The organism is Mesorhizobium sp. M0587 (genome assembly GCF_040320945.1).
GTDB lineage: Bacteria > Pseudomonadota > Alphaproteobacteria > Rhizobiales > Rhizobiaceae > Mesorhizobium.
Window position 1 is genome coordinate 118,058 of record NZ_JAMYQP010000005.1, and the last position, 22,245, is coordinate 140,302.

The 22,245-nt window shown below is 65.7% G+C and carries 27 protein-coding genes; 11 read left to right on the forward strand and 16 right to left on the reverse strand.

All coding sequences use genetic code 11. The features are described 5' to 3' along the window. Nucleotides 1-153 precede the first annotated feature (153 nt). Entirely contained in the window at nt 154-1,101 is a 948-nt protein-coding gene (locus NKI49_RS06520; RefSeq protein WP_027024653.1) for a substrate-binding domain-containing protein, read from the reverse strand. 463 nt (nt 1,102-1,564) lie between these two features. Beyond that, nucleotides 1,565-2,455 carry an SDR family oxidoreductase gene (locus tag NKI49_RS06525; RefSeq protein ID WP_352601689.1) on the reverse strand — a complete coding sequence of 297 codons (891 nt, stop codon included), beginning with the start codon at nt 2,453-2,455 and terminating at the stop codon, nt 1,565-1,567. Between the two features lie 105 nt (nt 2,456-2,560). On the opposite strand from NKI49_RS06525, the gene NKI49_RS06530 reads away from it, so the two are divergent. Continuing rightward, on the forward strand, nt 2,561-3,409 hold the full coding sequence (locus NKI49_RS06530) for a helix-turn-helix transcriptional regulator (RefSeq protein WP_352601691.1): 849 nt from the start codon (nt 2,561-2,563) through the stop codon (nt 3,407-3,409). A gap of 179 nt (nt 3,410-3,588) precedes the next feature. Here NKI49_RS06530 and arsK read toward each other — a convergent pair whose 3' ends face one another. From arsK to NKI49_RS06565, 7 genes are all read right to left on the reverse strand, one after another. Continuing rightward, nucleotides 3,589-4,848: an arsenite efflux MFS transporter ArsK gene (gene arsK, locus NKI49_RS06535; RefSeq protein ID WP_352601693.1), complete on the reverse strand. Its 1,260-nt coding sequence runs from the start codon at nt 4,846-4,848 to the stop codon at nt 3,589-3,591. Beyond that, entirely contained in the window at nt 4,845-6,242 is a 1,398-nt protein-coding gene (locus NKI49_RS06540) for an FAD-dependent oxidoreductase (protein ID WP_352601695.1), read from the reverse strand. The genes arsK and NKI49_RS06540 overlap by 4 nt, the downstream gene beginning before the upstream one ends. Nucleotides 6,243-6,283: 41 nt before the next feature. Next, entirely contained in the window at nt 6,284-6,604 is a 321-nt protein-coding gene (locus NKI49_RS06545) for an ArsR/SmtB family transcription factor (protein WP_352601697.1), read from the reverse strand. Nucleotides 6,605-6,668: 64 nt separating this feature from the next. Next, nucleotides 6,669-7,091, reverse strand: a complete 423-nt coding sequence (arsC, locus tag NKI49_RS06550; RefSeq protein WP_352601699.1) for an arsenate reductase (glutaredoxin) — start codon at nt 7,089-7,091, stop codon at nt 6,669-6,671. Next, nucleotides 7,088-7,828: an aquaporin gene (locus tag NKI49_RS06555; protein ID WP_352601701.1), complete on the reverse strand. Its 741-nt coding sequence runs from the start codon at nt 7,826-7,828 to the stop codon at nt 7,088-7,090. Before NKI49_RS06555 ends, arsC begins: the two co-directional genes overlap by 4 nt. Next, nucleotides 7,816-8,148 carry an ArsR/SmtB family transcription factor gene (locus tag NKI49_RS06560; protein WP_352601703.1) on the reverse strand — a complete coding sequence of 111 codons (333 nt, stop codon included), beginning with the start codon at nt 8,146-8,148 and terminating at the stop codon, nt 7,816-7,818. The genes NKI49_RS06555 and NKI49_RS06560 overlap by 13 nt, the downstream gene beginning before the upstream one ends. Nucleotides 8,149-8,248: 100 nt before the next feature. Beyond that, nucleotides 8,249-9,151 carry a LysR family transcriptional regulator gene (locus NKI49_RS06565; protein WP_352695576.1) on the reverse strand — a complete coding sequence of 301 codons (903 nt, stop codon included), beginning with the start codon at nt 9,149-9,151 and terminating at the stop codon, nt 8,249-8,251. 94 nt (nt 9,152-9,245) lie between these two features. On the opposite strand from NKI49_RS06565, the gene NKI49_RS06570 reads away from it, so the two are divergent. The 4 genes from NKI49_RS06570 to NKI49_RS06585 all read left to right on the forward strand — a co-directional run bounded on the left by NKI49_RS06570 (nt 9,246) and on the right by NKI49_RS06585 (nt 13,237). Continuing rightward, a complete protein-coding gene (locus NKI49_RS06570; protein WP_352601707.1) occupies nt 9,246-10,127 on the forward strand; it encodes an aldo/keto reductase family oxidoreductase in 882 nt (293 codons plus the stop codon). Between the two features lie 302 nt (nt 10,128-10,429). Continuing rightward, nucleotides 10,430-11,176 (forward strand): pseudouridine synthase, encoded by a 747-nt coding sequence (locus tag NKI49_RS06575; RefSeq protein ID WP_352601709.1) that lies wholly within the window; start codon nt 10,430-10,432, stop codon nt 11,174-11,176. A 228-nt stretch (nt 11,177-11,404) separates the two neighbouring features. Continuing rightward, nucleotides 11,405-12,151 (forward strand): SDR family NAD(P)-dependent oxidoreductase, encoded by a 747-nt coding sequence (locus NKI49_RS06580; RefSeq protein WP_352601711.1) that lies wholly within the window; start codon nt 11,405-11,407, stop codon nt 12,149-12,151. Nucleotides 12,152-12,193: 42 nt separating this feature from the next. Then, complete coding sequence (locus NKI49_RS06585; protein ID WP_352601713.1) at nt 12,194-13,237, forward strand: RNA polymerase subunit sigma-70; 1,044 nt, start codon at nt 12,194-12,196, stop codon at nt 13,235-13,237. Between the two features lie 7 nt (nt 13,238-13,244). On the opposite strand, the gene NKI49_RS06590 is transcribed toward NKI49_RS06585, so the two are convergent. Continuing rightward, the gene (locus NKI49_RS06590) at nt 13,245-13,823 is read right to left on the reverse strand and encodes a histidine phosphatase family protein (RefSeq protein WP_352601715.1); all 579 of its coding nucleotides are present in this window, start codon (nt 13,821-13,823) and stop codon (nt 13,245-13,247) included. Nucleotides 13,824-14,072: 249 nt separating this feature from the next. Between NKI49_RS06590 and NKI49_RS06595 the strand changes: the two genes are divergently transcribed. Then, the gene (locus tag NKI49_RS06595; protein ID WP_352601717.1) at nt 14,073-14,522 is read left to right on the forward strand and encodes a universal stress protein; all 450 of its coding nucleotides are present in this window, start codon (nt 14,073-14,075) and stop codon (nt 14,520-14,522) included. A 226-nt stretch (nt 14,523-14,748) separates the two neighbouring features. Beyond that, nucleotides 14,749-14,886 carry a hypothetical protein gene (locus tag NKI49_RS06600; protein ID WP_155914883.1) on the forward strand — a complete coding sequence of 46 codons (138 nt, stop codon included), beginning with the start codon at nt 14,749-14,751 and terminating at the stop codon, nt 14,884-14,886. Between the two features lie 83 nt (nt 14,887-14,969). Here the strand turns inward: NKI49_RS06600 and NKI49_RS33355 are convergent, their stop codons facing one another. The 6 genes from NKI49_RS33355 to NKI49_RS06625 all read right to left on the reverse strand — a co-directional run bounded on the left by NKI49_RS33355 (nt 14,970) and on the right by NKI49_RS06625 (nt 17,838). After that, nucleotides 14,970-15,191, reverse strand: coding sequence for a hypothetical protein (locus tag NKI49_RS33355; RefSeq protein WP_502899511.1), 222 nt, complete (start codon nt 15,189-15,191; stop codon nt 14,970-14,972). Between the two features lie 42 nt (nt 15,192-15,233). Continuing rightward, on the reverse strand, nt 15,234-15,434 hold the full coding sequence (locus NKI49_RS33360; RefSeq protein ID WP_502899512.1) for a hypothetical protein: 201 nt from the start codon (nt 15,432-15,434) through the stop codon (nt 15,234-15,236). Between the two features lie 84 nt (nt 15,435-15,518). Continuing rightward, nucleotides 15,519-16,217 carry an RES family NAD+ phosphorylase gene (locus tag NKI49_RS06610; RefSeq protein WP_352601720.1) on the reverse strand — a complete coding sequence of 233 codons (699 nt, stop codon included), beginning with the start codon at nt 16,215-16,217 and terminating at the stop codon, nt 15,519-15,521. Continuing rightward, nucleotides 16,211-16,621 (reverse strand): antitoxin Xre/MbcA/ParS toxin-binding domain-containing protein, encoded by a 411-nt coding sequence (locus NKI49_RS06615; RefSeq protein ID WP_352601722.1) that lies wholly within the window; start codon nt 16,619-16,621, stop codon nt 16,211-16,213. Before NKI49_RS06615 ends, NKI49_RS06610 begins: the two co-directional genes overlap by 7 nt. Nucleotides 16,622-16,766: 145 nt before the next feature. Then, complete coding sequence (locus tag NKI49_RS06620; protein ID WP_352601724.1) at nt 16,767-17,228, reverse strand: GNAT family N-acetyltransferase; 462 nt, start codon at nt 17,226-17,228, stop codon at nt 16,767-16,769. 214 nt (nt 17,229-17,442) lie between these two features. After that, entirely contained in the window at nt 17,443-17,838 is a 396-nt protein-coding gene (locus NKI49_RS06625) for a (R)-mandelonitrile lyase (protein WP_352601726.1), read from the reverse strand. A 296-nt stretch (nt 17,839-18,134) separates the two neighbouring features. Between NKI49_RS06625 and NKI49_RS06630 the strand changes: the two genes are divergently transcribed. From NKI49_RS06630 to NKI49_RS06645, 4 genes are all read left to right on the forward strand, one after another. Continuing rightward, on the forward strand, nt 18,135-18,521 hold the full coding sequence (locus NKI49_RS06630) for an ester cyclase (RefSeq protein WP_352601728.1): 387 nt from the start codon (nt 18,135-18,137) through the stop codon (nt 18,519-18,521). A 221-nt stretch (nt 18,522-18,742) separates the two neighbouring features. After that, on the forward strand, nt 18,743-19,762 hold the full coding sequence (locus NKI49_RS06635; RefSeq protein WP_502899513.1) for a YeiH family protein: 1,020 nt from the start codon (nt 18,743-18,745) through the stop codon (nt 19,760-19,762). Nucleotides 19,763-19,817: 55 nt separating this feature from the next. Next, nucleotides 19,818-20,891 (forward strand): helix-turn-helix domain-containing protein, encoded by a 1,074-nt coding sequence (locus NKI49_RS06640; protein ID WP_352601732.1) that lies wholly within the window; start codon nt 19,818-19,820, stop codon nt 20,889-20,891. A gap of 188 nt (nt 20,892-21,079) precedes the next feature. Further along, nucleotides 21,080-22,129, forward strand: a complete 1,050-nt coding sequence (locus NKI49_RS06645; protein WP_352601734.1) for an alpha/beta hydrolase family protein — start codon at nt 21,080-21,082, stop codon at nt 22,127-22,129. The last annotated feature ends 116 nt before the right edge of the window (nt 22,130-22,245 follow it).

A 22,245-nucleotide genomic window follows, 5' to 3' on the forward strand; every position in this document is an offset into this window, starting at 1 on the left:
CCCTCAAGGGGGGAGATCGGCTGTGTTGATGGCGCACGCTTCCTGCAACGTCGGAGATTGGCGAAAGCTGAGAACCAGGCAATCTCCCCCCTGGAGGGGGAGATGTCCGGCAGGACAGAGGGGGGCGCTGCCCCGCCGGCCTTTCCAATCAGCCTACTTCGTCTCGTTCAGCCTCTCGGCCTTGTCGAGATTGTCCTTGCCGATGACGATCGGCGTCAACAGCACCAGCTTCTCCTTCGGCTCGGTCTTGTCCTTGGCGTAGGCGACCGCGATCTGCACCGCGGTGCGCGACTGCTGGCCGGGGAACTGTTCGACCGTGCCGGCGAGCTTGCCGTCGCGGACCGCGACCAGCGCTTCCGGCAGCGCGTCGAAGCCGTAGATCTTGACGTCGGCGAAGTTGCGCGCGGCACAAGCCTCCATGGCGCCCAGCGCCATGTCGTCATTGGCGCAGATGATGGCGTCCGGCTTGCCGTTGGCGGCAAGGCCGGCCTCGGTCACGGACAGCGCCTCGGCGCGGGCGAAGTTGGCGGTCTGCTCGAAGACGATCTGATACTTGTCCTTCAGCGGATCGAGCACGTTGTGCACGCCCTTGTTGCGGTCGATCGCCGGCCCGGCGCCCGGCTGGCCCTGCAGATGGAACAGCTTGGCGCCATTGGGAAACGCCGCCACCACGGCGCTGGCTTCCGCCTCGCCGCCCTTGACGTTGTCGGCGCCGACATGGGCCAGGATGCCTTCGACACCGTCGACGCGGCGATCGATCGTCACCACGGGAACGCCCGCCTTGACTGCTTCCTCGATCGCTGGGGCCAGCGCGTTGACGTCGAGCGGCGAGATGACGATGGCGTTGACCTTCTGCACCAGGGCCGCCTCGATGTCGGCGGTCTGCTTGGTCGCCGAGTTCTGGCCGTCGCTTTCGGTCAGGTTGACGCCCTGCGTCTGCGCCTCGGCCTTGATCTCGTTCAGCATGTGCACGAAGAACGGAAAGCCGAGACTGGGCACCGAGCCAAGGATGGTGAGCTTGTCCTGGGCAAACGCCGAGGGCGCGGCAACCATCATGGCGCCGAAGGCGGCGGACGACAGCAGGAATTCACGTCTGTTCATGGGTTCCTCCTCCACAAGAACGCACGACCCCGGAAACCGGGGATCGGTTTCAGGAAGAACCATGCGTCGGTTCAAAGTGTTGGAGCATCCTCCTTGCGCGAGACAGCGCATGCCGCTCCAGCCGGTCGCCGCTGTAAAAGATCCTCCCATCGGCGCCTGCGCTGGGATGCTAACCCAGGGTCAACCATTTGTGCAACATCGATATAACAGCTGGGCCAATGATCGGAATTGTCGGAATATGGCCGGGCCGCGGTGCCCGGCTTCCATTCTCCAGCCGCGGCACGACTTCGAACCGCGCCTGAGCCCATACTGGAGACACCGTATGAAGCCGCACGTCACCTGTCGCCGAAGGGCGGCGAGGCCAGAAGTGACGTCCACCATCTGGCGTTCGAAGCTGGCAATCTTCTCGGCTTGGGGTGACGAATTGGCCGTCACCCCTCATCGAGGCTGGTTCGTGCCTGCATCAATCGGCGTATCGCATCGCCTCAAGATCGGCGATCAGCGTCGGACCGGTCGGGTGCCAGCCCAGCCGCGCCTGGGTCAGCGCGCTGGAGGCCGGCAGATCCATCGGGGCGAACATCGCCATCCAGCCGAAATGCTCCGCCGCCTTGTCCGGCGCGATCGAGACGACCGGCAATTTCAGACCCCGGCCAAGCGCCTCGGCGATGGCACGCACTTCGACCCCCTCCTCGCCGACCGCGTGGTAGCGCGCGCCCGGCTGACGCTTTTCCACCGCAAGCCGGTAGAGCCGCGCCGCGTCCAGGAGATGGCCCGCCGAATAGCGGTTGCGGCCCTCGCCGACATAGGCCGAGACGCCTTTCTGGCGCGCGATTTCGACGAGCAGCGTGATGAGCCCCTGCTTGACCGGATTGTGGACCTGCGGCAGGCGCACCACCGAGATGTTGACGCCGGCCTCCAGCAAGGCATTGCCGGCCAGTTCCGAGGCGATGCGCGGATTGGGATGGCTGGCGTTGAAGACGTCCTCGCTCGCAAGCTCGCCGTGTCCGGGGCTGCCCACGCCGACGCCGGAAGTGATCACCAGCGGCCGGTCGGATCCGGCGAGTGCCGCACCGAGCGCGGTGATGACGCGCTTGTCCTTTTCGCAGTTCTCGGCAAAGCGGGAAAAATCGTGGTCGAAGGCGGTGTGGATCACGGCGTCCGCCTTCGCCGCGCCGTCGCGCAAGCCCTCGGGATCCTCTAGCGTTCCCCGATGCACTTCGGCGCCGGCCGCGGCCAGCGCCTCTGCGCCCGCGTCGGAGCGGGTGACGCCGACCACCTGATGGCCGGCCTGGATGAGTTCGGGAACGATCGCCGAGCCTATGAAACCGGTCGCGCCGGTGAGGAAGATACGCATGCAAAATCTCCTGCGGTTGCATGCGTAATATCGATGGTCTATTATTCCCTTAAAGTAGTGATCTTATCCTATTATAATTGCCAACAGGATATAATGGCTAACAGGATGCCCACAAACTCAGCCGGCACGCTCGCTGCCTTCCTGAAAGACCGTCGCACACGGCTCGATCCGGCCTCGTTCGGCTTCTCCGGCCGCCGGCGCACGCCGGGGCTGCGCCGCGAAGAGGTCGCCCAGCGCGCCAACATCAGTCCGACATGGTACACATGGCTGGAACAGGGCCGTGGCGGTGCGCCTTCTGCCGACGTGCTGAACCGCATCGCCAAGGGGCTGATGCTGACCGAGGCCGAGCGCGAGCATCTTTTCATGCTGGGGCTCGGACGCCCGCCCGAGGTCCGCTACATCGGCGTGGAAGGCGTCAGCCCCCGGCTGCAGCGCCTCATCGACACGCTCGATGCAAGCCCGGCTATTGTCAGGACCGCCACCTGGGACGTCGTTGCCTGGAACGGCGCCGCGCAGGTCGTGCTGACCGATTACAGCGCCTTGCCGGCCGGCCAGCGCAACATCCTGCGCTTCATGTTCCGCAGCCCGGCCATCCGCGAAAAGCAGCACGACTGGGAAAGTCTGGCCCGCTTTGTGGTGGGCGCGTTCCGGGCCGATGCGGCACGCGCCGGCGCGGTGTCCGAGGTACGCGAACTCGTCGACGAGCTGTGCAGCGTCAGCCCCGAATTCGCCGCCCTGTGGCGCGAAAACGACGTGCTCAGCCATGGCGACGGCACAAAGCGCCTCAAGCACCCGGTACTCGGCGATATCGAACTGGAGTATTCAGGGTTCGCCGTCGACGGCCGCCCGGATCTGAGCCTGACCGTCTACAATCCGGTCGACAGCGCGGTCGCCGACCGCATTCGCGACCTGGCGAGGCGTTTCGATGGGCAAAAGCCGGCCCCCCAGCGATGAAACCGCGCATCACGACTGCCTCGCCGACATGCCCGTCGTCGAGGCTGACGGTCAATTCCTCGTCGGACATCCATTGCGATCATCCGAGGCGTCGTCAGCACACGCCAGACTGTCGACGGCTCGGCATCGATGGCGATGGTTCTTGATGATCGGCGCGGGAGGAGCGGTCACGGCCCCAATCACCGCCAAGGCGGGGGCGAGGCCATCGCCGCGCCCGGCGCCGCGGCGTCGGCCGAGCCGCTTCTTTGAGGCTTGCGCCCGCCGATCAGCGCGATGGCGCCGAAGGTTGCGATGCCGAACAGCCCGACCATGACGTTGAGCCACAAAGCCGGCTGGACGCCGAGGCCGGCGATCATCAAGGTCAGGCCGAACGGGGCGAAGGCGGAACTGAACTGGCGCGCCGCCGTGATCCAGCCGACATAGGATCCATAGCGTGCATGGCCGAACAATTCGAGCGGCAGCGTTCCGCCGACGATGCTCATCAGGCCGGAGCCAAAACCGAAGAGCACGGCAAACAGCATGGCGCCGGCAACCGACGGCGTCGTGAGCAGCAGCACCGCAAGGCCACCGGCCAGCGCGGCGGTCGCGCCGAGCGCCAGCCACGTCTGCGACAGACCGCGGCCGAACAGCATGTTGACCAGGCGGCTCGCCACCTGCGAAGGGCCAAACAGGCTCGCGACCAGCACGGAAGCCCCACCCAGGCCGACCATGGCGAGCAAAGGCACCATCTGCACAAGGATGGCCGACAGGATGAAACCCTCGATGGCAAAGCCTGCCAGCACCAGTATGAACAGGGGCGACCACTGCCGGCTAGCGGTGGGGATCGAAACGCCGGCAGTGGCCGGGACGATCCTGTCCAGCGCCTTGCCGGAACGGCCGGGGAGCCGGGCCAGCCACCAATGGATCGGCAGGCAGACCAACGCATTGAGCGCGGCGAATATTACAAGCACCTCGCGCCAGCCGAGATGGTGGTGCAGCAGCGTCGTCAGCGGCCAGAACAGGGTCGAGGCGAAGCCGGCGATCAAGGTGAGATGGGTGATGCCGCGGCGCCCGCCGCCGAGCTGCACGATGGCGACGAAGGCCGTGCTGTAAAGCACGAAGCAGGAGGCGAGTTCCATCGCCAGCACGCCCACGGCAAAGCCGATACGCCCGGGCGCCAGCGCGCAGAGAAGCAACGCGCCCGCCGCCGCCAGCGATCCAGGCACCATCAGGCGCCCGGCCCCGAACCTGTCGGCCAGATTGCCGGCAAATGGCGCCACAACGGCGCTTGCCAGCAGCGACACCGAAAGCACGGCGAACACCCATTGCTGCGACCAGGCGAGTTCCGCCGCGACCGCCGGCGCCAGTATGCTGTAGCTGTAGTACAGCGTGCCATAGCCGATGATCTGGGTGACGCCGAGCACCCAGATGGCGGCGGCGGGGATTTTATCGTCGCTCACTCGGCGGCTTCCATCTCGCTGGCGCATCCACAACCGCAACTTTTTTTGCCGGCTGCCTTGGCCTCGGCGTCAGCCACGCAACAGGCGTCGACTTCCGCCGGCGGCGGCCCGCCGCAACAGCCCGTCGAAGCGGTACCCGCCGGCACCGTGCAGACGCCGGTTTCGGGCAGCACCAATTGGACAGTGTCGGCCGCCGGCATGTCGCCGGCAATTGCCGCCGCGACGGAGCGGACCTGTTCGTAGCCGGTCAGCAGCAGGAAGGTCGGCGCACGGCCATAGCTCTTGATGCCGACCGTGTAGAAACCGGGCTCCGGGTGGCTGAGTTCGCGGTGGCCGTGCGGAGGCACGTCGCCGCAGGAATGCTCGTTGGGATCGATGAGCGGCCCAAGCGCCTTGACGCTTTCCAGCCACGGATCGAGATCGAGCCTGAGCTCCCTGGTCAGCGAAAGATCGGGCCGCTGTCCGGTCGCGGCGACGATACGGTCGAACGGGCCGAGTTCCAGGACACCATCCTGGGTCCGGCCCTCGACCATCAGCCGGCCGTGCTGCTCGCGGATGGCGGTGGTGGCGAAGCCTGTGACCAGCCCGACCCGGCCGCTTTCGGCTAGGTCGCGGATATCGGCGCCCAGTTCGCCGCGTGCCGGCAATTGGTCGGCGTCCCCGCCGCCATAGAGACGCGCGAGATCGGTTCCGCGTGTTGCCCAGGTGAAAGCCGTGCCGGGCTCGACAGCAGCCAATCGGGCGAGATCGAGCAAGGCGTTTGCGGCCGAATGCCCCGAACCAACGACCAAGGTGGTGCGGCCGGCATAAAGCGCACGGTCGCGGCCGCGAATATCGGGAATGCCATAGGCTATCCGATCGGCGAATTCCGCCTCGCCCTCAGCTTTCACACCGCCGGCACCGAGCGGGTTGGGCGTCAGCCATGTGCCCGAGGCATCGATGACGGCACTGGCACTGTCGCGCCTGATGCCATTGGCGGTTTCGACCACCAGCATGAATGGCCGCGCCGCGCGCCCCCTGCTCCGCATCTTGTCGGCGCCCCAGCGCGATATGGCGACGACACGGGCGTTGGTTTCGATCGAAGGCGAGATTTCCGGAAGCCTGGCGAGCGGTTCGAGATAGACTGCCACTAGGTCATCCGCAGTCGGGAATGCCTCGGCCTCCGGCATCTGCCAGCCATGGCTTTCGAGCAGCTTTCCAGCAGTCTGGTCGACGCAGTAACGCCACGGCGTGAACACCCGGACATGGCCCCAGTCCCGAAGGCTGGCCGCAACGCCGTCGCCGGCTTCGTAGAGCTTCACCGGCAGGCCTCGCGCCAGCAGATGGACGGCCGCCGCCAGGCCAACCGGACCGCCGCCGATGACCGCTATCGGTAGATCGTCTCGCATGATCATACTTTCTATCCTTCTGGTATTATCGAAATAACAACAAAAAATTATGCCGCGGCGATGTCCGCTGAGGGGTTGCAAGCCGCATCAGCGCAGCACTCGTCCGCCAAAAAGCCGAGCAGATCGTTCATGACCGGATAGTTGGCGCGACAGATCAGCGTCGTCGCCTGCCGCTCCTGGCTGACAAGCCCGGTCAGGATCAGACGGTGCAGATGATGCGAGAGCGTCGAAGCGGCGATGCCCAGGCTCTCCTGCAAGGTGCCGACCGGCCTGCCCGCCTCATCGGCCCTGACCAGAATGCGATAGAGGTTCAGCCGCGTCGGATTGCCGAGCGCTTCGAGCTGTTTGGCCGCTTGTTCGAGTTTCATGGAAATAACATAGACCGGGGAACAATGCCGTCAAGCCATATTTCGACAAATATCGAAATAATGCTCAAACGACCCGTTTGCCGGTGGCGTCGATGACAACCTCGCCATCCTCCTTGATGAACGGACCAATGTCCGGGTTTGGGAGGATGTCGAGCACCTTTTCGGACGGTCGGGCCAGGACGACGCCGAGCGGCGTCACCACGATCGGTCGGTTGATCAGGATCGGATGCGCCAGCATGAAGTCGAGGATCTCGTCGTCGCTCCACTTGGGATCGCCAAGGCCGAGTTCCGCGTAAGGCGTGCCCTTCTCGCGCAGCAGGTCGCGTGGCCTCATCTCCATCGCCGCGATCAATTCGATCAGTCTGTCGCGCGAAGGCGGCGTCTTCAGATATTCGATCACCTCCGGCTCTTCGCCGGACTGGCGGATGATCGCCAGCGTGTTGCGCGAAGTGCCGCAAGCCGGGTTGTGATAGATGGTAATTGTCATTGCGATGCCCTCCCTTGGGTGACGGCTTTGGGTTCCGCGAGCAGCCAGCCGGCGAACGTCAGGGCGAGCAGCGCGCCCACCAGCTCCGCACCTATGAAGGCCGGAACATCGAATGGCCGGATTCCGGCAAACGTATTCGAGAAGGCGCGGGCGATGGCGACGGCCGGATTGGCGAACGAGGTCGAAGCGGTGAACCAGTAGGCGGCGGTGATGTAGAGACCGACCAGCCAGGGGACGGCGTCGCCACGGAAACGCAAGCCGGCAAGGATGACGAAGACCAGGCCGAAGGTTGCGACCAGCTCGGCGATCCACTGCCCCTGCCCGCTTCGCACCGTTGCCGAGATCTCCACCAATGGCAGCTCGAACATGGCATGCGCGACCAGCGTGCCGACGATGCCGCCAACAATCTGCGCGGCGACGTAGCCCAGCGCCGCAAGCCATCCGATTTCGCGCCGCAGCCCGAAAACGAATGTCACGGCCGGGTTGAAATGGCCGCCGGAAACCGGCCCCAGCGTGGTGATCAACACCACCAGGATGGCGCCCGTTGGAATGGTATTGCCGAGCAGCGAAAGCGCGACGTCTGCGGTCAGCCGATCCGCCATGATGCCCGAGCCGATCACCGTGGCAACCAGCATGGCGGTGCCGAGCGCTTCGGCCGCGAGGCGGCGTGGAAGATCGAAGGCGACGCCGCCCGGGCGACCGGCGTTCTCGCTGGCGGCGCCATCTAGCATTTGCATGTAACCGCCTGGATGATCGGCTGGCATAGCTCCGGCGCGCCGTCGCAGCAGTCCTCCATCAGATAGGCCAGAAGATCGCGAAATCCGCTCATGTCAGCCGCATAGCGAATGCTGCGCCCTTCGCGTTCGGAATGGACCAGGCCGGCGAGGCCGAGGATTTTTAAATGCACCGACATGGTGTTTTGCACCGCGCCCAGTCGCGTGGCGATTTCGCCGGCCGGCAGACCTTCGGCCCCGGCCCGGATCAACAACCGGAACACCTCCAGCCTTGTCTCCTGACCGAGTGAAGAGAGCGCAAGCAGTGCCGCTGCCTTGTCCATGAATCGATTTATCCAGATTTATGGATTCATAGCTATCCGCAGAACATGACAGCTCCGTGACAGGCCAAGCACCAGCCCGATTTCCGCGCCCACCCAAGCCTCACCACCGCATCCCACCGATGAAATCGATGAACGCCCGCAGCGGCGCGGGGATGAGGCGGCGGCCGGGATAGTAGAGGAACGGGCCGGAAAATTCCTGCCACCAGGGCTCCAGCACCGGCTCCAGCCGGCCGTCGTCGAAATAGGGGCGCAGCCAGTCCTCGAACAGCGAGACGATGCCGCCGCCGGCGACCGCCACCTCCAGAGCAAGGGCCATTGCAGTGCCGGTGCTGACCAGCAGCGGGCCGGTCGGGTCGACGCTCACCACCTCGCCGTCGCGTTCGAATTCCCAGGCCGGCGTCACCCCGCTGGCGAAGCGGCCGCGCAGGCAGGCGTGGCCGAGCAGGTCGCGCGGATGAGCGGGCCGGCCGCGCCGGTCGAGATAGGCCGGCGCGGCGGCGGCGGCGTAACGCTGCCGGCGCGGGCCGATAGGCACGGCGATCATGTCCTGCTCCAGCCGCTCGTCATAGCGGATGCCGGCATCGCAGCCGCTCGCCAGTATGTCGACGAAACTGTCCTCGGCGGTCACTTCCAGCCTGATATCGGGATAGGCGGCGAGGAAAGGCGGCAAGAGGCGCGGCAGCACCAGTTTCGCTGCGACCACCGGCACGTTGAGCCGCAGCGTGCCGGCCGGGCGGCCGCGAAAGCCGTCGACGACGTCAAGCGCGGCCTCGACTTCGCCCAGCGCCGGGCCGAGCCGTTCGAGCAGGCGCGCGCCGGCTTCCGTGGGCGCCACACTGCGCGTGGTGCGGTTGAGGAGGCGCACGCCGAGCCCGGTCTCCAGCCGCCGCACCGTCTCGCTGAGCGAGGAGGCGCTGACGCCGCTTACCCGCGCCGCCTCGCGAAAACCGCCGGCGCGCGCCACCGCCATGAATGCCTGGAGGTCGCCGAGGTCCGCTGCCATTGTTCGCCTTTCCGCACAGGCTGTATCGATTGCACCACATTATCGTTCAGGCTTGGATTGTCTATATCTGGCCGATCCAAAGGAGATGAGACCCATGACCGACATCAGCAAAGCCGGCACCTTCAAGCTCGGCGACCGCACCGTGAAGCGCCTCGGCTACGGCGCCATGCAACTGGCTGGACCGGGCGTGTTCGGCCCGCCCAAGGACCGCGACGGCGCGCTTGCCGTGCTGCGCGAGGCGGTGGCGAGCGGCGTCGACCACATCGACACCAGCGATTTCTATGGCCCGCACGTCACCAACCAGATCATCCGCGAGGCGCTGCACCCCTACCCCGCCAACCTCACCATCGTCACCAAGATCGGCGCCCGGCGCGACGCCGAGGGCGCATGGCTTCCAGCCAAGGCGCCGGAAGAGCTCCGGCAGGCCGTGCATGATAATTTGCGCAATCTCGGCCTCGACGCGCTCGACGTGGTGAATTTCCGCCGCTTCGATGGCCTGCATGAACCGGCCGAAGGCTCGATCGCCGGAGAAATCTCGGTTTTGGCCGAGCTGCGGCAGCAGGGCCTGGTCAGGCATATCGGGCTGAGCAACGTCACCCTTGCCCAGGTCGAAGAGGCGCGCCGCATCGTGCCGATCGCCTGCGTGCAGAACCTCTACAACATCGCGCACCGAAACGACGACGCGCTGATCGACGCGCTCGGCGCGGCCGGCATCGCCTATGTGCCGTTCTTCCCGCTCGGCGGCTTCACGCCCTTGCAGTCGAACACGCTGGCCGGTGTCGCCCAAAAACTCGGTGCCACGCCCATGCAGGTGGCGCTCGCCTGGCTCCTGCGCCGCGCACCCAACATACTGCTCATTCCCGGCACGTCCTCGGTCGGCCATCTCCGGCAGAACCTGGCAGTGGCGGAACTGGAGTTACCGGACGACGCCCTCGCCGTGCTGAACGGCATAGCCAGCGAGGCCGCCGCGGCCTGAGGTACGCCTGCCGCGACCTGGGTGTTGAAGCAGGGAACGGTCAAAACCATGGCGTTCTACGGCGCCCCCCTCTGTCCTGCCGGACATCTCCCCCACGGGTGGGGAGATTGGCAGCTTGATCGCCGGCTCTCTTCTTGCAAAGCCGCAAATCGGCGAAACCCGTGGTTAAGGCCGATCTCCCCCCAAATGGGGGGAGATGTCCGGCAGGACAGAGGGGGGGGCGCCGTAGAGCGCGGCGGCGGGTACTGCTTGCGAAGCCAGCGTCGCCCATGCCATCAGTCGGCCGAACCGGCGACAGCAAGATGACACCACGACGGCCACTAAACACCGGCAAATCCCCTGGCGTCAGCCTGAACCGCGCCCTGTCCAAGCTTGGCCTGTGCTCGCGAACTCAGGCCGAACTGCTGATCGCGGAAGGCCGCGTGCGCGTCGGCGGCAAGGTCGCGCGCGATGCCTCCCTGCGTGTCGACCTCGGCCGAGACCGCATCGTCGTCGACGGCGAGCAAGTCGTTGCCGAGCGCAAGGTCTACCTGATGCTCAACAAGCCGCGCGGGGTGGTCACCACTCGCGACGACCCGCAACAGCGCGATACCGTCTATGCCTGCCTCGAAGGGCTCGACCTGCCTTTCGTCGCGCCCGTCGGCCGCCTCGACAAGGCCAGCGAAGGCCTGCTGCTGGTGACCAACGACACAAGCTTTGCCAACCGCCTGCTGGATCCGGCGTCGCATCTGCCCAAGACCTATCATGTGCAGGTCGGTACGGTGCCGGACACGGCAATGCTGGAGGCGCTGCGCGCCGGCGTGACCGTCGACGGCGAGACGCTGACCACCAACTCGATCGCTCTGTTGCGCAGCGGCGGCCGCACCGCGTGGCTGGAGATCGTGCTCGACGAAGGCCGCAACCGCCACATCCGCCGCCTGCTCGCCGCCCACGGCATCGAGGTCAAGCGCCTGATCCGCATCGCCATCGGCCGCCTGCAACTCGGCGACCTCGCCAAGGGCACGGCGCGGCACCTGGCGCCCGAGGAGCTGGCGCTGCTGGACGGGTGAGTGATCTCTATGGCGCCCAGAACTCGACGATGGGTGCCGACTTCTTCAGCGCCGCCTCCGACGAGCGGCCTGCGGCGCGTCACTTCGCTCTTCCTTCGCCCAAGACGGCGACGGAGCGGATAAGCACCCTTAAAATAAATTCTCGGCCCACCGATGATTTCCCCTCGTCCGCGCTGTCCTGATCAACAGGTACCGGAATCGTCCGGGCCGGGAAAAGCGAGGTGATCCATGGGATCGTTGCAAGGTCAGAATGTCGTCGTGGTCGGAGGCAGCCGGGGTGTCGGCCGTTCGATCGTCGAAGCCGCCCTCGGCGAGGGCGCGACGGTACTCGCCGTCGCCCGCGGCACGGCCGCTTTGAAGGAACTCTCCTGGGAGAGGCCAGGCGTCAGGACGCTTGCCGCCGACGCCACGCAGGACACCGCGCCCGATGCGGTGTTCGCCGCGCTCGAGCCGGACGTGCTGGTGATCTGTGCCGGTGCGCTCGCTCCATCCGCGCCGGTGCAGGACCAGAGCTGGGAAGCCTTCTCGGCGAACTGGGAGATGGACGTCAAGGCGTCGTTCCTGTTCTGCAAGGCCGCACTCCAGGGCCGGCTGAAGCCGGGCAGCCGCGTCGTGCTGATCTCCAGCGGCGCGGCAATCAGCGGCGGGCCGCCCAATTCCGGCGGCTATTCCGGCGCCAAGCGCATGCAGATGTTTCTTGCCGCGCACAGCCAGAAGGAGGCGGACCGGCTGGGCCTGGGCCTGCGCTTCATGGCGCTGGCGCCGATGCGCATCATGGCCGGCACAGGTGTAGGCCAAGACGGCATCGCCGGCGTTTCGGCTTATCTCGGCATCAGCCCGGCGGATTTCCTCGCCGGCCTGACCGACGTGCAGACGCCGGCCGACGTTGGACGCGCCGTGGTCGCGCTCGCCGGCGGGGGATTGCAAGGCGTCTCCTTCACGGCCAGCGGCAGCGGCCTTGCGGCGGCGGCATGAGGCGCGCAGGATGCCAGCAAAACTCAGCGCGGCAGGCTCGGCATGACAGACGCTCCCGGCTCGCTTGAGCCAATGGGCCAGCAAGACCAGCCGATCCTCGATCGGCTGGCCTTCGAGCGGCTGACGATGGCGCATCGCCGCGAGATCAAGCTGCACTGCTACCGCATCATGGGCTCGCTGCACGAGGCCGACGATCTCGTCCAGGAGACGTTCCTGAAAGCCTGGCGCGCAAGATCGCAATTCGACGGGCGCGGCTCGCCGCGCGGCTGGCTCTACACGATCGCCACCAACAGCTGTCTCAACGCCATCAAGGCGCGGTCGTCGGCGCATCGCATTCTCGAAGCGCCCGGCCGGCCGCCGACCGAGGGGCGCGCCGCTGCCGGACCCGCCGCCGAGCTCGCCTGGCTGGAGCCCTACCCGGACGCCGAACTGCCGGACCTCGTCGACGGTGAGCCCGGCCCGGACGTACGCTACGAAACGCGCGAGGCGGTGCAACTCGCCTTCGTCGCCGCGATCCAGCTTCTGCCGCCAAGGCAGCGCGCCGCTCTTTTGCTGTGCGACGTGCTGGGCTGGTCGGCAGTGGAAACCGCGCACCTGCTGGGCGGCTCGACCGCCTCGATCAACAGCGTCCTGCAACGCGCCCGCGCGACGCTGGCGCTGCGTCATCCCGCGGGGCGCCCTTTGCAGCGCGCGCGGCCTACCGACGGCGAAGAGAACCTGCTGCTGCAACGCTACATGCAGGCCTGGCAGGCAGCCGATCTCGACGGCTTCGTCGAACTGCTGCGCGAGGACGCCATTTATCACATGCCGCCATGGCGCGACTGGTACCAGGGCCGGGAGGCGATCCGCGGTTTCTTCAAGACCGTCTGGGGCAATTTCTCCGCCTACGAGGCAGTGGCGACAAGGGCCAACGGCCAGCCCGCCGTCGCGCTCTACGCACGCCGCCACCAGGAGCCCGAATGGAGCGCGCAATCGCTGCATGTCATCGAGCCGGCCGACGGCGGCATCGCCTCGCTTACGGTCTATGTCGGCCCGTTCGGCACAGACCTGTTCGCTGCCTTCGGCCTGCCGAACGTGCTCCCGTGATTGCTCGCTACAGGTTCCACTTGCGTACCACCGGTTCGCTCGGATCGTGCTCGTAGCCGAGCACGCTGATGCTGGCCGTATCGAGCACGAACAGTGCGCCGCCTTGCGGCGGCAGACCGAGCCAGCGGGCGGTCAGCACGCGCAGGAAATGCGCGCTGGAAAAGATCAGCACGTCGGCATCGGCCTTGCGCAAGCGATCGATGACCCTGTCGGCGCGGGCGCCGACATCGGCCGCCATCTCGCCTTGCGGGCAGCCATCGTGAAAAACGTTCCAGCCCGGCCGCTCGGCCAGGATCTGCTTCGTCGTCCACCCCTCATAGGCGCCGTAGTCCCACTCCTGCAGATCGTCCATCTTGACGCTTTGCTCGCCAAAGCCGGCCAGCACGCTGGTCCCGTAGGCGCGCTGCGAGGGGCTCGACCACACGGCCGAGAACGGCAGGCCTTTCAGCTGCGCCGCGAGGCTCCGCGCCGCCACCTCCCCGGCCGCCGTCAGCGCCATGTCGGTGCGCCCGGTATGCTGCCCCGAAAGGCTCCACGCCGTCTCGCCATGCCGGACAAGATGGATCTGCGGGTACGCGCTGCTCATGGGGTGCCTTTCGAGGTTGGCGATACTGTAGAGGAGGATTCGAGGGCTGGGAAAGTGGACAACCGCGTTCCGGGCCGCAATCACTTGCTGGGCAATTGCTTCAGTTTGAGTTGATAGTCACCAGCGTTTGCGCCGCCCCCACCTGGCCCCGATCCGCATCGAACTGCCCCTGTGAGAAGCCCGATGGCGCGACTATATCAAGTCAGCCCAAATCGGGCTCCCGCCCTTCTGCAACAGGTCACGATCATCATGTACAAACATCTGCTCATCGCCACCGACGGCTCGGAACTGGCCGACAAGGGCGTTGTCCACGGCCTGGCGCTGGCGGCCGCCCTTGGCGCCACCGTCACCTTCGTTACCGTCTCGGAGCCCTACCCGATCTTCGCCTGGGGCGGCGCCATGGCCGGCTATACCGCAGGCGACGAGTTGGTCGCCTACCAGGAAGAGGCGCGCCGGTATGGCCAGGAAGTGCTCGATAAATGCAGGACGTCGGCCGAGGGGCTGGGCGTGCGCGCTAAGGGTCTGCACATTGAAAACAAGGCGCCCGCCGAAGCGATCCTGGAACTATCGCAGACGCAAGGCTGCGACCTCATCGTCATGGCCTCGCATGGCCGCCGCGGGCTGGGCAGGCTGCTTCTGGGCAGCCAGACCGCCGAGGTGCTGTCCTACACCGAGATCCCGGTTCTGGTGGTGCGGTAGGCCTGGCGCCCAAAATCGCGCGGCAAACCGGAAATCGAGCGGTTCCATGGACCGCCGACCGCTCCGACGGCATGCGCCGGCGAGGACGTCTGTAAAGCTCGCCGGCGGTGGCCTGCGAATATCGTGCCGGTTTTCTGCCGCCGGACGCATGGAGCAATTGGCTGCCGGAACCTGCCTCGACGAAACTCGTTGCTAAACCATCGAGATTGACAAGAGGATCCCTGCAATGGCGCAACATCTGTCTCGTGACGAAGAGCAGCGCGGAACCAGAAACGTGCTCCTATGGGGCGTCGTGATCGCCGCTTTGCTGTTTGTTGCCCTGCTGGCCATATTCATCCTCCAGCCGCTTGGGGCGGGATCCTAGGCCGCCCCGCATGCGCTGGGACCGCGGCAGCACCGCCTGGCGGCGGCAACCCGCTGGTTCGCCAGGGCCTGCCATGAGATCGGCTACAGCGCGGCCTCGAGCGAAAGGTAAAGCCCAAGCGCCAACAGCCCGATGAAGAACGCCTTGCGAAATGTCTCGACGCTCATGCGCTGGCGCAGTGCCTGGCCGACGAACATGCCGGCCAGCCCCGGCGCAAGCGCCGCGACCGACCCCGCCAACTGCGCGGTCGGCGACGCCAGGGCGCCGGTCCGGAACAGCCCGACGGCAAGAGCCGCCGTCGACACGGTGAAGGACAGGCCGAGCGCCTGGATCAGGTCCTCCCTGTCCTATTTCAGCGATTGCAGATAGGGCACGGCCGGAACGACGAAGACACCGGTGGCACCGGTGACCAGCCCGGTGGCTACCCCGACCAGCGGCGACAACCAGGCCTCGTGGCACGCCGGCGTCGCGAAGCCCGCTTTGACGAGGCCGAGCACGGCATAGAAAATCAGCGCCGCGCCCAGCGCTTCGACGACCTGACGCCGCAAGCGAATTGCTGGCCGCCGCGCTGGCTTGAAACCGTCGCGGGAGAAAACCTCCGGCGGCTGCCGGAACGTCCCGCTTTTCCCACCTCAGGTGACCGCCAGCACCTTGCCTGTGTCGTGCTGGCGCACGAAATCCACGCGGGCGCCGTCCCAATGATAGCTGTAGTGCCGGCCCTGGACGGGAATGGTAATGACATCGGGCCAGAAGATGCCGATGCAGCCTCCGCCCGGCATGCGCACGCTGTTCCACACCACCCCGTCGCTGCCGGCCGCCCGCAGCGCCCGTCCTTCCGCCTGCGAAGCGGTATAGTCGTCCGGATCGAGCACGCCGGGCACAGTATTCACATCGTCGAGGTCGCGGTCGACGCTGCCGATCAGCACGCGGAAATCCGCCGTCCAGCCCGGGTCCTCGCTGGTGGCGCGCATGAATTTCTGGTGGTGGTGGATGGTTTCGGCCAGCGCCACCTCCTCGCGGTCGCCGGCATAATAGATGCCGTAGCTGCCATCCGAGAAGCGGCCGGGCCGCAGCGTCGAGCAATGCACGAAGGGCGCCATGACGAAGCTGGCACCGGGGCCCGAAACCCGCCTTGCGGCCGGCACCTTGCCGAGGTCGCCGATCTCAAGCCGGATGCGCGGATTGGTCTTCTCCTCGACGGCGGCGAGCGCCTCCCAATCGCGCGGGTCGGCAATGTCCTCGAAAAGGTCGATCGGCGGATGGATGGAGCGAATGATGCGGAAGGTCTGGTCCCAGTGGACGCGGCGCCGGACCGCGGACCCACTCACCATGCGCCACGCTCCGCATCCAGCCATTCGCGCATCGCCGAGAGGTCGGCGATTTCACCGCGCAGCATCAGGTCGAGGGCCGACTGGCCGCCGAAAGTGGCATTGGGCTTGCGTATCCAGGCATAGCCGCGCGCCGGATCCGTGAAGAGATAGCGCAGGCCCTTGTGGATGCCCATCAGATGCGCCATGCGGGTGCGCAGGTCGCGGTCGATCCGGCCGATGCCGCCTTCCTTCCAACGCGCCCAGGTCCGTGCCGACATGCCGCCGAGCAGGATGCAGGCCTCCAGATCGGTGAGGTTCCAGGCCTTGAACAGATTGACCGTGGTGCGCGCCAAGGCTCCGGCCTCGTCGTCCGATATGGCGGCGCCAACGGCGGCCGGAGTGATGACTATGGAATGAAGCTGCATTTTCGAGGCCTCGCTACTGGCATAAATGTAGCATGTATTCGCCAATTGGCAAGCAGCACGCATAGACGGCCTGGTCGACCGTGCCGTACGGCAAAACGCCCGCGCGCGACGCGCATGTCGTGGGTGATGCTTCCGGCCGCCGATGTCAGCCTGCCAGCCTCTTGCTCATATAGACTGTCATTCCGTTCATGAATGGCTCTTCCCGGTCAACGGCATAGCCCTGCCTCCTGTAGAGCGATACATTGGTCTCGAAAGCGCCATTGGTCAGCAGCCGAAGCTCGCGCCGGCTCGCCTTGATCGCCTTGTGCTCGGCCCGCTCCAGCAGCAGCCGGCCGATGCCCTTGCCCTGCGCGTCCGGCGCGACGCAGACATTCTCGATCCAGAGGTGTTCGTCCGCCAGCATGGTTTCGATCATCCCGACAATGCGGCCATCCTCGATGGCGAGGTCGAACGGATGCTCGGCAACGGCCTTGTCGTAGTCGGCGCGCATCGGCATCGGCTCGCGGCCGATCACAGGCACCCATTTGGCATAGGCGGCGCGCACGAGATCCCCGATGGCTGCGGCATCAGCCGCCTCGGCCCGCCGAAACCCTATGGATGAATTCATGACAACGCTCCAGATATGAAAAACCCGCCGCGATAACGCGGGCGGGGTTGGAAACGAGCGAACCGGATCTATCCTGCCGGTCTTTGTCGTCGCGCAATCAGCTTGCCGCTCGGCATTGTGCAGAAGCGGCGTCGCTTGGTGTTGGCGCAGGGAAAGACGAACATGGCGCCAGGCTGGTGCAGGACGCAAACGTCGCTATCAGCCGAGCCCCTGTTCAGGACTGGTATTGCTCGTCGCTGACGTGCTCCATCCAGTCGACCGCCTTGCCGTCGAGCGCTTCCTGGATGGCTATGTGGGTCATGGCGGTGGCCGGTGCCGCGCCGTGCCAGTGCTTCTCGCCCGGCTCGAAGCGAACCACGTCGCCGGCCCGGATCTCCTCGACGGGCCCATCCTCGCGCTGCACGCGGCCGCAGCCGGCGGTGACGATCAGGATTTGGCCGAGCGGATGGGTGTGCCACGCCGTGCGCGCACCTGGTTCGAAGGTCACGGCATTGCCGGCCGCGCGCGCTGGTGCGATGGCCTGAAACAGCGGGTCGATGCGCACCGTGCCGGTGAACCAGTCGCCCGGGCCCTTGCCCGAAGCTTGAGAGCCGCATCGCTTGATATCCATGATTTCGTTCCTTCTCGACGCCGGGCAGGAAGCGGCGGCCGGCTTGCGTGGCCGTCGGCTTCGGTCCGCCCGATTTGTGATCATCTATCTAGCGCCTGCGATCGACCGCGAACAGGTGCGAAGCAACGACCGCGGCATGTTCCAGCCAGGCGTCACGCCATGCCCAGGGTGTGGCTGTCGTTCGGCCCTTGCGCTGCTGGCGGCGGAGCGCGGTCCGTCTGGATTGCATCCGGGGCTGGCCTATCTTCCCTGCTTGAACGTCATCCTTTCCAGATGGAAGCACCGGAGCAATTGCCGTGACCGACACCGAACTTGCCGACACCTATCGTGGCTACATCGCTTGCCTCAACAATCAGGACTGGCCGGAACTCCCTCGCTTCGTCCATGACGAGGTGCACTACAATGGCGACCGGGTGGGAATACCGGGCTACCGCAAGATGCTGGAGCGGGATTTCTCCGATATCCCGGACCTCTATTTCGACATCCAGCTGCTGATTTCCGATACGCCTTTCATAGCCAGCCGCCTCCAGTTCATCTGCACGCCAAAAGGAGATTTCCTTGGCCTGCCCGTCAATGGCAGGAAAGTCACCTTCAGCGAAAACGTCTTCTATGAGTTTCTAGACGGCAAGATCCGGCATGTCTGGTCGGTGATCGACAAGGCGGCTATCGAAGCGCAGCTCTGACCGCGCCGAGGCGAGCGGGTCGCAATCGCACCCGACTTGACGCGTCTCGCCGTCGGACGCGTGCGCCGCCCGATGGCCCCCAATCGTTCGTAAAAATCGATCATTCTAACGAAAATAATTCGCTGGAAAGATCGTTTCAGGAATGACATTCCTCCGGCCTTGCCGCCTGGAGCATTGCATTGTCTTCTCTCACCAGTATCCCGAACGATATTCCTAAAAACATGATCTCCGCCGATCTGGCCGAGGGGCGAAAGCGCCTCGATTCGTTGTGGAACGGCACCATTCCCGGCATCGTGCTTGTGGTGATGGTCACCGACGTCGCCTTTTCGGCCCGCAATATCTCCGGTTTCGCGCTGTTCAGCCCGATGATAACAGCCGTCGTCGTCGGCATGATCTATTCAAACGTGCTCGGCACACCCGCCCATGCCAAAGCGGGAATCGCCTTTTCGCAGCGCCGTCTGCTGCGCTTCGCCATCGTGCTGCTCGGTTTTCAGTTGACGCTGGGCCAGGTGGTCTCGATCGGCGCGAGCGGCGTCGGCATTGTCGCGCTGACGCTTGGCGCCACCTTCGTATTCACCATCCTGCTCGGCCGGCTGATCGGCGTCGACGCAAGTCTGGCGCAATTGATCGCCGCCGGCACCTCGATCTGCGGCGCCTCGGCCATCGTCGCCACCAACATCGCCACCGACGCGCGCGACGAGGACGTCACCTATGCCGTCGCCTCGATAACCTTGTTCGGCACCATCGCCATGCTCGGCTTCCCGCTGCTGGCACCCGGCCTCGGCCTCGACCAGCACGCTTTCGGCCTGTGGGCGGGCGCCTCGATCCACGAGGTGGCGCAAGTCATCGGCGCCGGCTTCCAGAACGGCACCCAGTCCGGCGAGATCGCCACCGTCGCCAAGCTGACCCGCGTCGCCATGCTGGCGCCGATGATCGTCGCGCTGGGCCTGATGGCGCGCCGCAAGAGTGCCGGCCAGTCGGCAGCGCGGCCGCCCATGCCATGGTTCGTCGCCGCCTTCGTCGCTGTCGCGGCGCTGAACAGCCTGGTGGCGGTGCCCGCCGAAGTGAAGTCGGCGATGGCGCTCGCCACCACCATCATGCTCACCATGGGGCTCGCCGCCATGGGCCTGCAGGCCGATATTTCGCAGCTGCGCTCGCGCGGCCTGCGCCCGCTGGCGCTGGCCTTCTCGGCCTTCCTGTTCATCGGGAGCTTCAGCCTCATGCTGGTGAAGTTCGCCTGAGCTAGCACCGGTGAACCGACAGTTTGGGAATCAAGCCATATCGGTTACGGTCCGCGTGTTCGCACCCGAGCCCGCACCCGATCCATGCTGTTCGTTCCCCCTGCCCTTCGTCGTCGCGCTGTTGCTGTTCATCCTGCTTGGAGTGGTCTACAGGCGCGAGGATGAGGCACCCAACCTGCCGTTTCTTGCCCTGATCCTGATCGCAGCACTACAGTCGCTACTCACTGGCCTGCGCTGGGGCTACGGTATCAGCGGCGTCGGCTACGTCGCTCCGGTGTTGGCCGCGGTCATGCCGGCGCTGCTCTATGCCGGCGTTGCGAGGCTCGTCCGCACCAGCGACCGCCAATGGCCAACCAGGCTAGCGCTCCATACAGTGCCAGCCGCCTTGCTCCTGGTGCTGGTGGTCGTCCGGCGCGACGCCGTCGACGCGGCACTCATATCCATCGATTTCATCTATGCCGCCGCCATCCTCTGGCTGCTTCGATCCGGCGCGGACGGACTTCGACTTGCTCCATTCGACGGCGCGGTTCCGGCCTACCGGGCCATCATCGCCGCAGCGGTGATGCTATGCCTGTCGGGGCTGGTCGACATGGTGGTCTCCTTCGATATGGCATCCGGGCATGGCGCCCGCGCCACGGCCGTGATCGGCATCGCCAATCTTTTCATTCTCGTCTTCGTCGGCGTTGCGGCCGCGGCGGCCAGCCAGAGCCGTGTTCCACCCAATGCCGCAGAACCGGCGGAGACCCCGCCCTCACCCGATGCCCGCGAAGACGCCGACACGCTGGCCAGAGTGGACGACGTGCTGCGGGAGAAGAAGCTCTACCGAGATGCCAACCTCAACCTCAACCGCCTCGCACGGCGCGCTGGAATTCCGGCACGGCAGATCTCGGTGGCGATCAACCGGGCCAAGGCCAGGAACGTCTCGCAATATGTCAACGAACACCGCATCGACGAAGCCTGCCGGCTGCTGACCGGCACCGATCAGTCCGTGACCGAGATCATGCTCGCGGTGGGCTTCCAGACCAAGTCGAACTTCAACCGCGAGTTCCGCCGCGTGACCGAGATGACGCCGCTCGCCTGGCGGGAACGCCAAGCACCCTCCCTTGCAAACGCGATGATTGAACGCTGACGGCTCCCGCGCCAGCCGTACTCTATCACGATAAAGCACGTCCTCCATCGCGATCGAGGTCGCGAACTCGGATCCGATCCGCTGATGTCGGGGCGTCAACGCAGCAACCGAAACGGCCGCCATATGAGCCCAGGGATCGATGCCTGCGAGCTCTGCCATGGCGCACGCGCTCGCCAATGGAGATCTCAATGAAATTCTGGATCATGCTTTGCACCATCCTTGTCTCGACAGTGCCGACACAGCAGGCGGCCAACGCCGCCGACGCTGTCGGCGTTCGCCAGTTTCTCGCCCCATCCAAAGAGCGCGGCATCGATCTTGACGTCACTGTTTGGTATCCGGCGCAGCCGGGCGGCAAGACGGTCAGCCTTGGCGACAGCCAGCTTTTCGTCGGCACATCCGCCATGCGCGACGCGCCGCTCTCGGGCGGACGATTTCCGCTTATCCTGCTTTCGCACGGCGCCGGCCTGGCGGGAAACCCGCAGGCCCTGAGCTGGATCGCAACGCCCTTGGCGAGGCGGGGATTCATCGTCGCCGCTCCCACCCATCCGGGAAACACAGGCCCAAAAAGATCGGCCGCCGAGACGATGAAACTCTGGCTGCGGCCCGTCGATCTCACGGCAACGCTGGACGCGATGGAGCAGGAAGCGTTCTTCAGGGATCACCTGGAGCAAGACAAGGTGGGCGTGCTCGGACTTTCCATGGGCGGCAACACGGCGTTCGCTATAGCCGGCGCTCGCATCGATCCGGAACGGCTGGCCGCCTATTGCGACACGGACCAGCTCAATGCGTCGCTTTGCGATTGGGTCAGGCAAAGCGGCGTCGATCTTCGCACGATGGATTTGCAGCCGGCCGGCCGAGACAACAGCGACGGGCGCATTCGCTTCGCCATGGCGATCGACCCCGCGCCATCCGATGTCTTTGATGTCAAAAGCTTCGGCAGCATCAAAATTCCGGTCGAGATCGTCAATCTTGGCCGGCCGGGAAAGATCCCCGCGACCGTCGACGCCTCTGGCGTGGCAAAAGCGATTGCAAATGCCAGCTATGCGACTATCGAGGATGCCAGCCATTACAGCATGTTTGGCGAGTGCAAGCCGGGCGCTTACGCCATCATCGCATCGGAACAGATCGGTGACCCGGTTTGCGACGATGGCCAAGGGCGATCGCGTGGCGCGATCCACACGCAACTGATCGACATGGCGGCTGCGGCTTTCACCCGCGCGCTGAAGACGAAGCCGTAGTGCGGCATCATGTGCAAGCGGCGGAGATTGGCTGAGGGCTCTTCAATTCCGCACTCCAGCACTCTTCCTCCGCGTTACGGCATGGCTATACGCCGTTTCGGTCCTTGCTTCGCCCC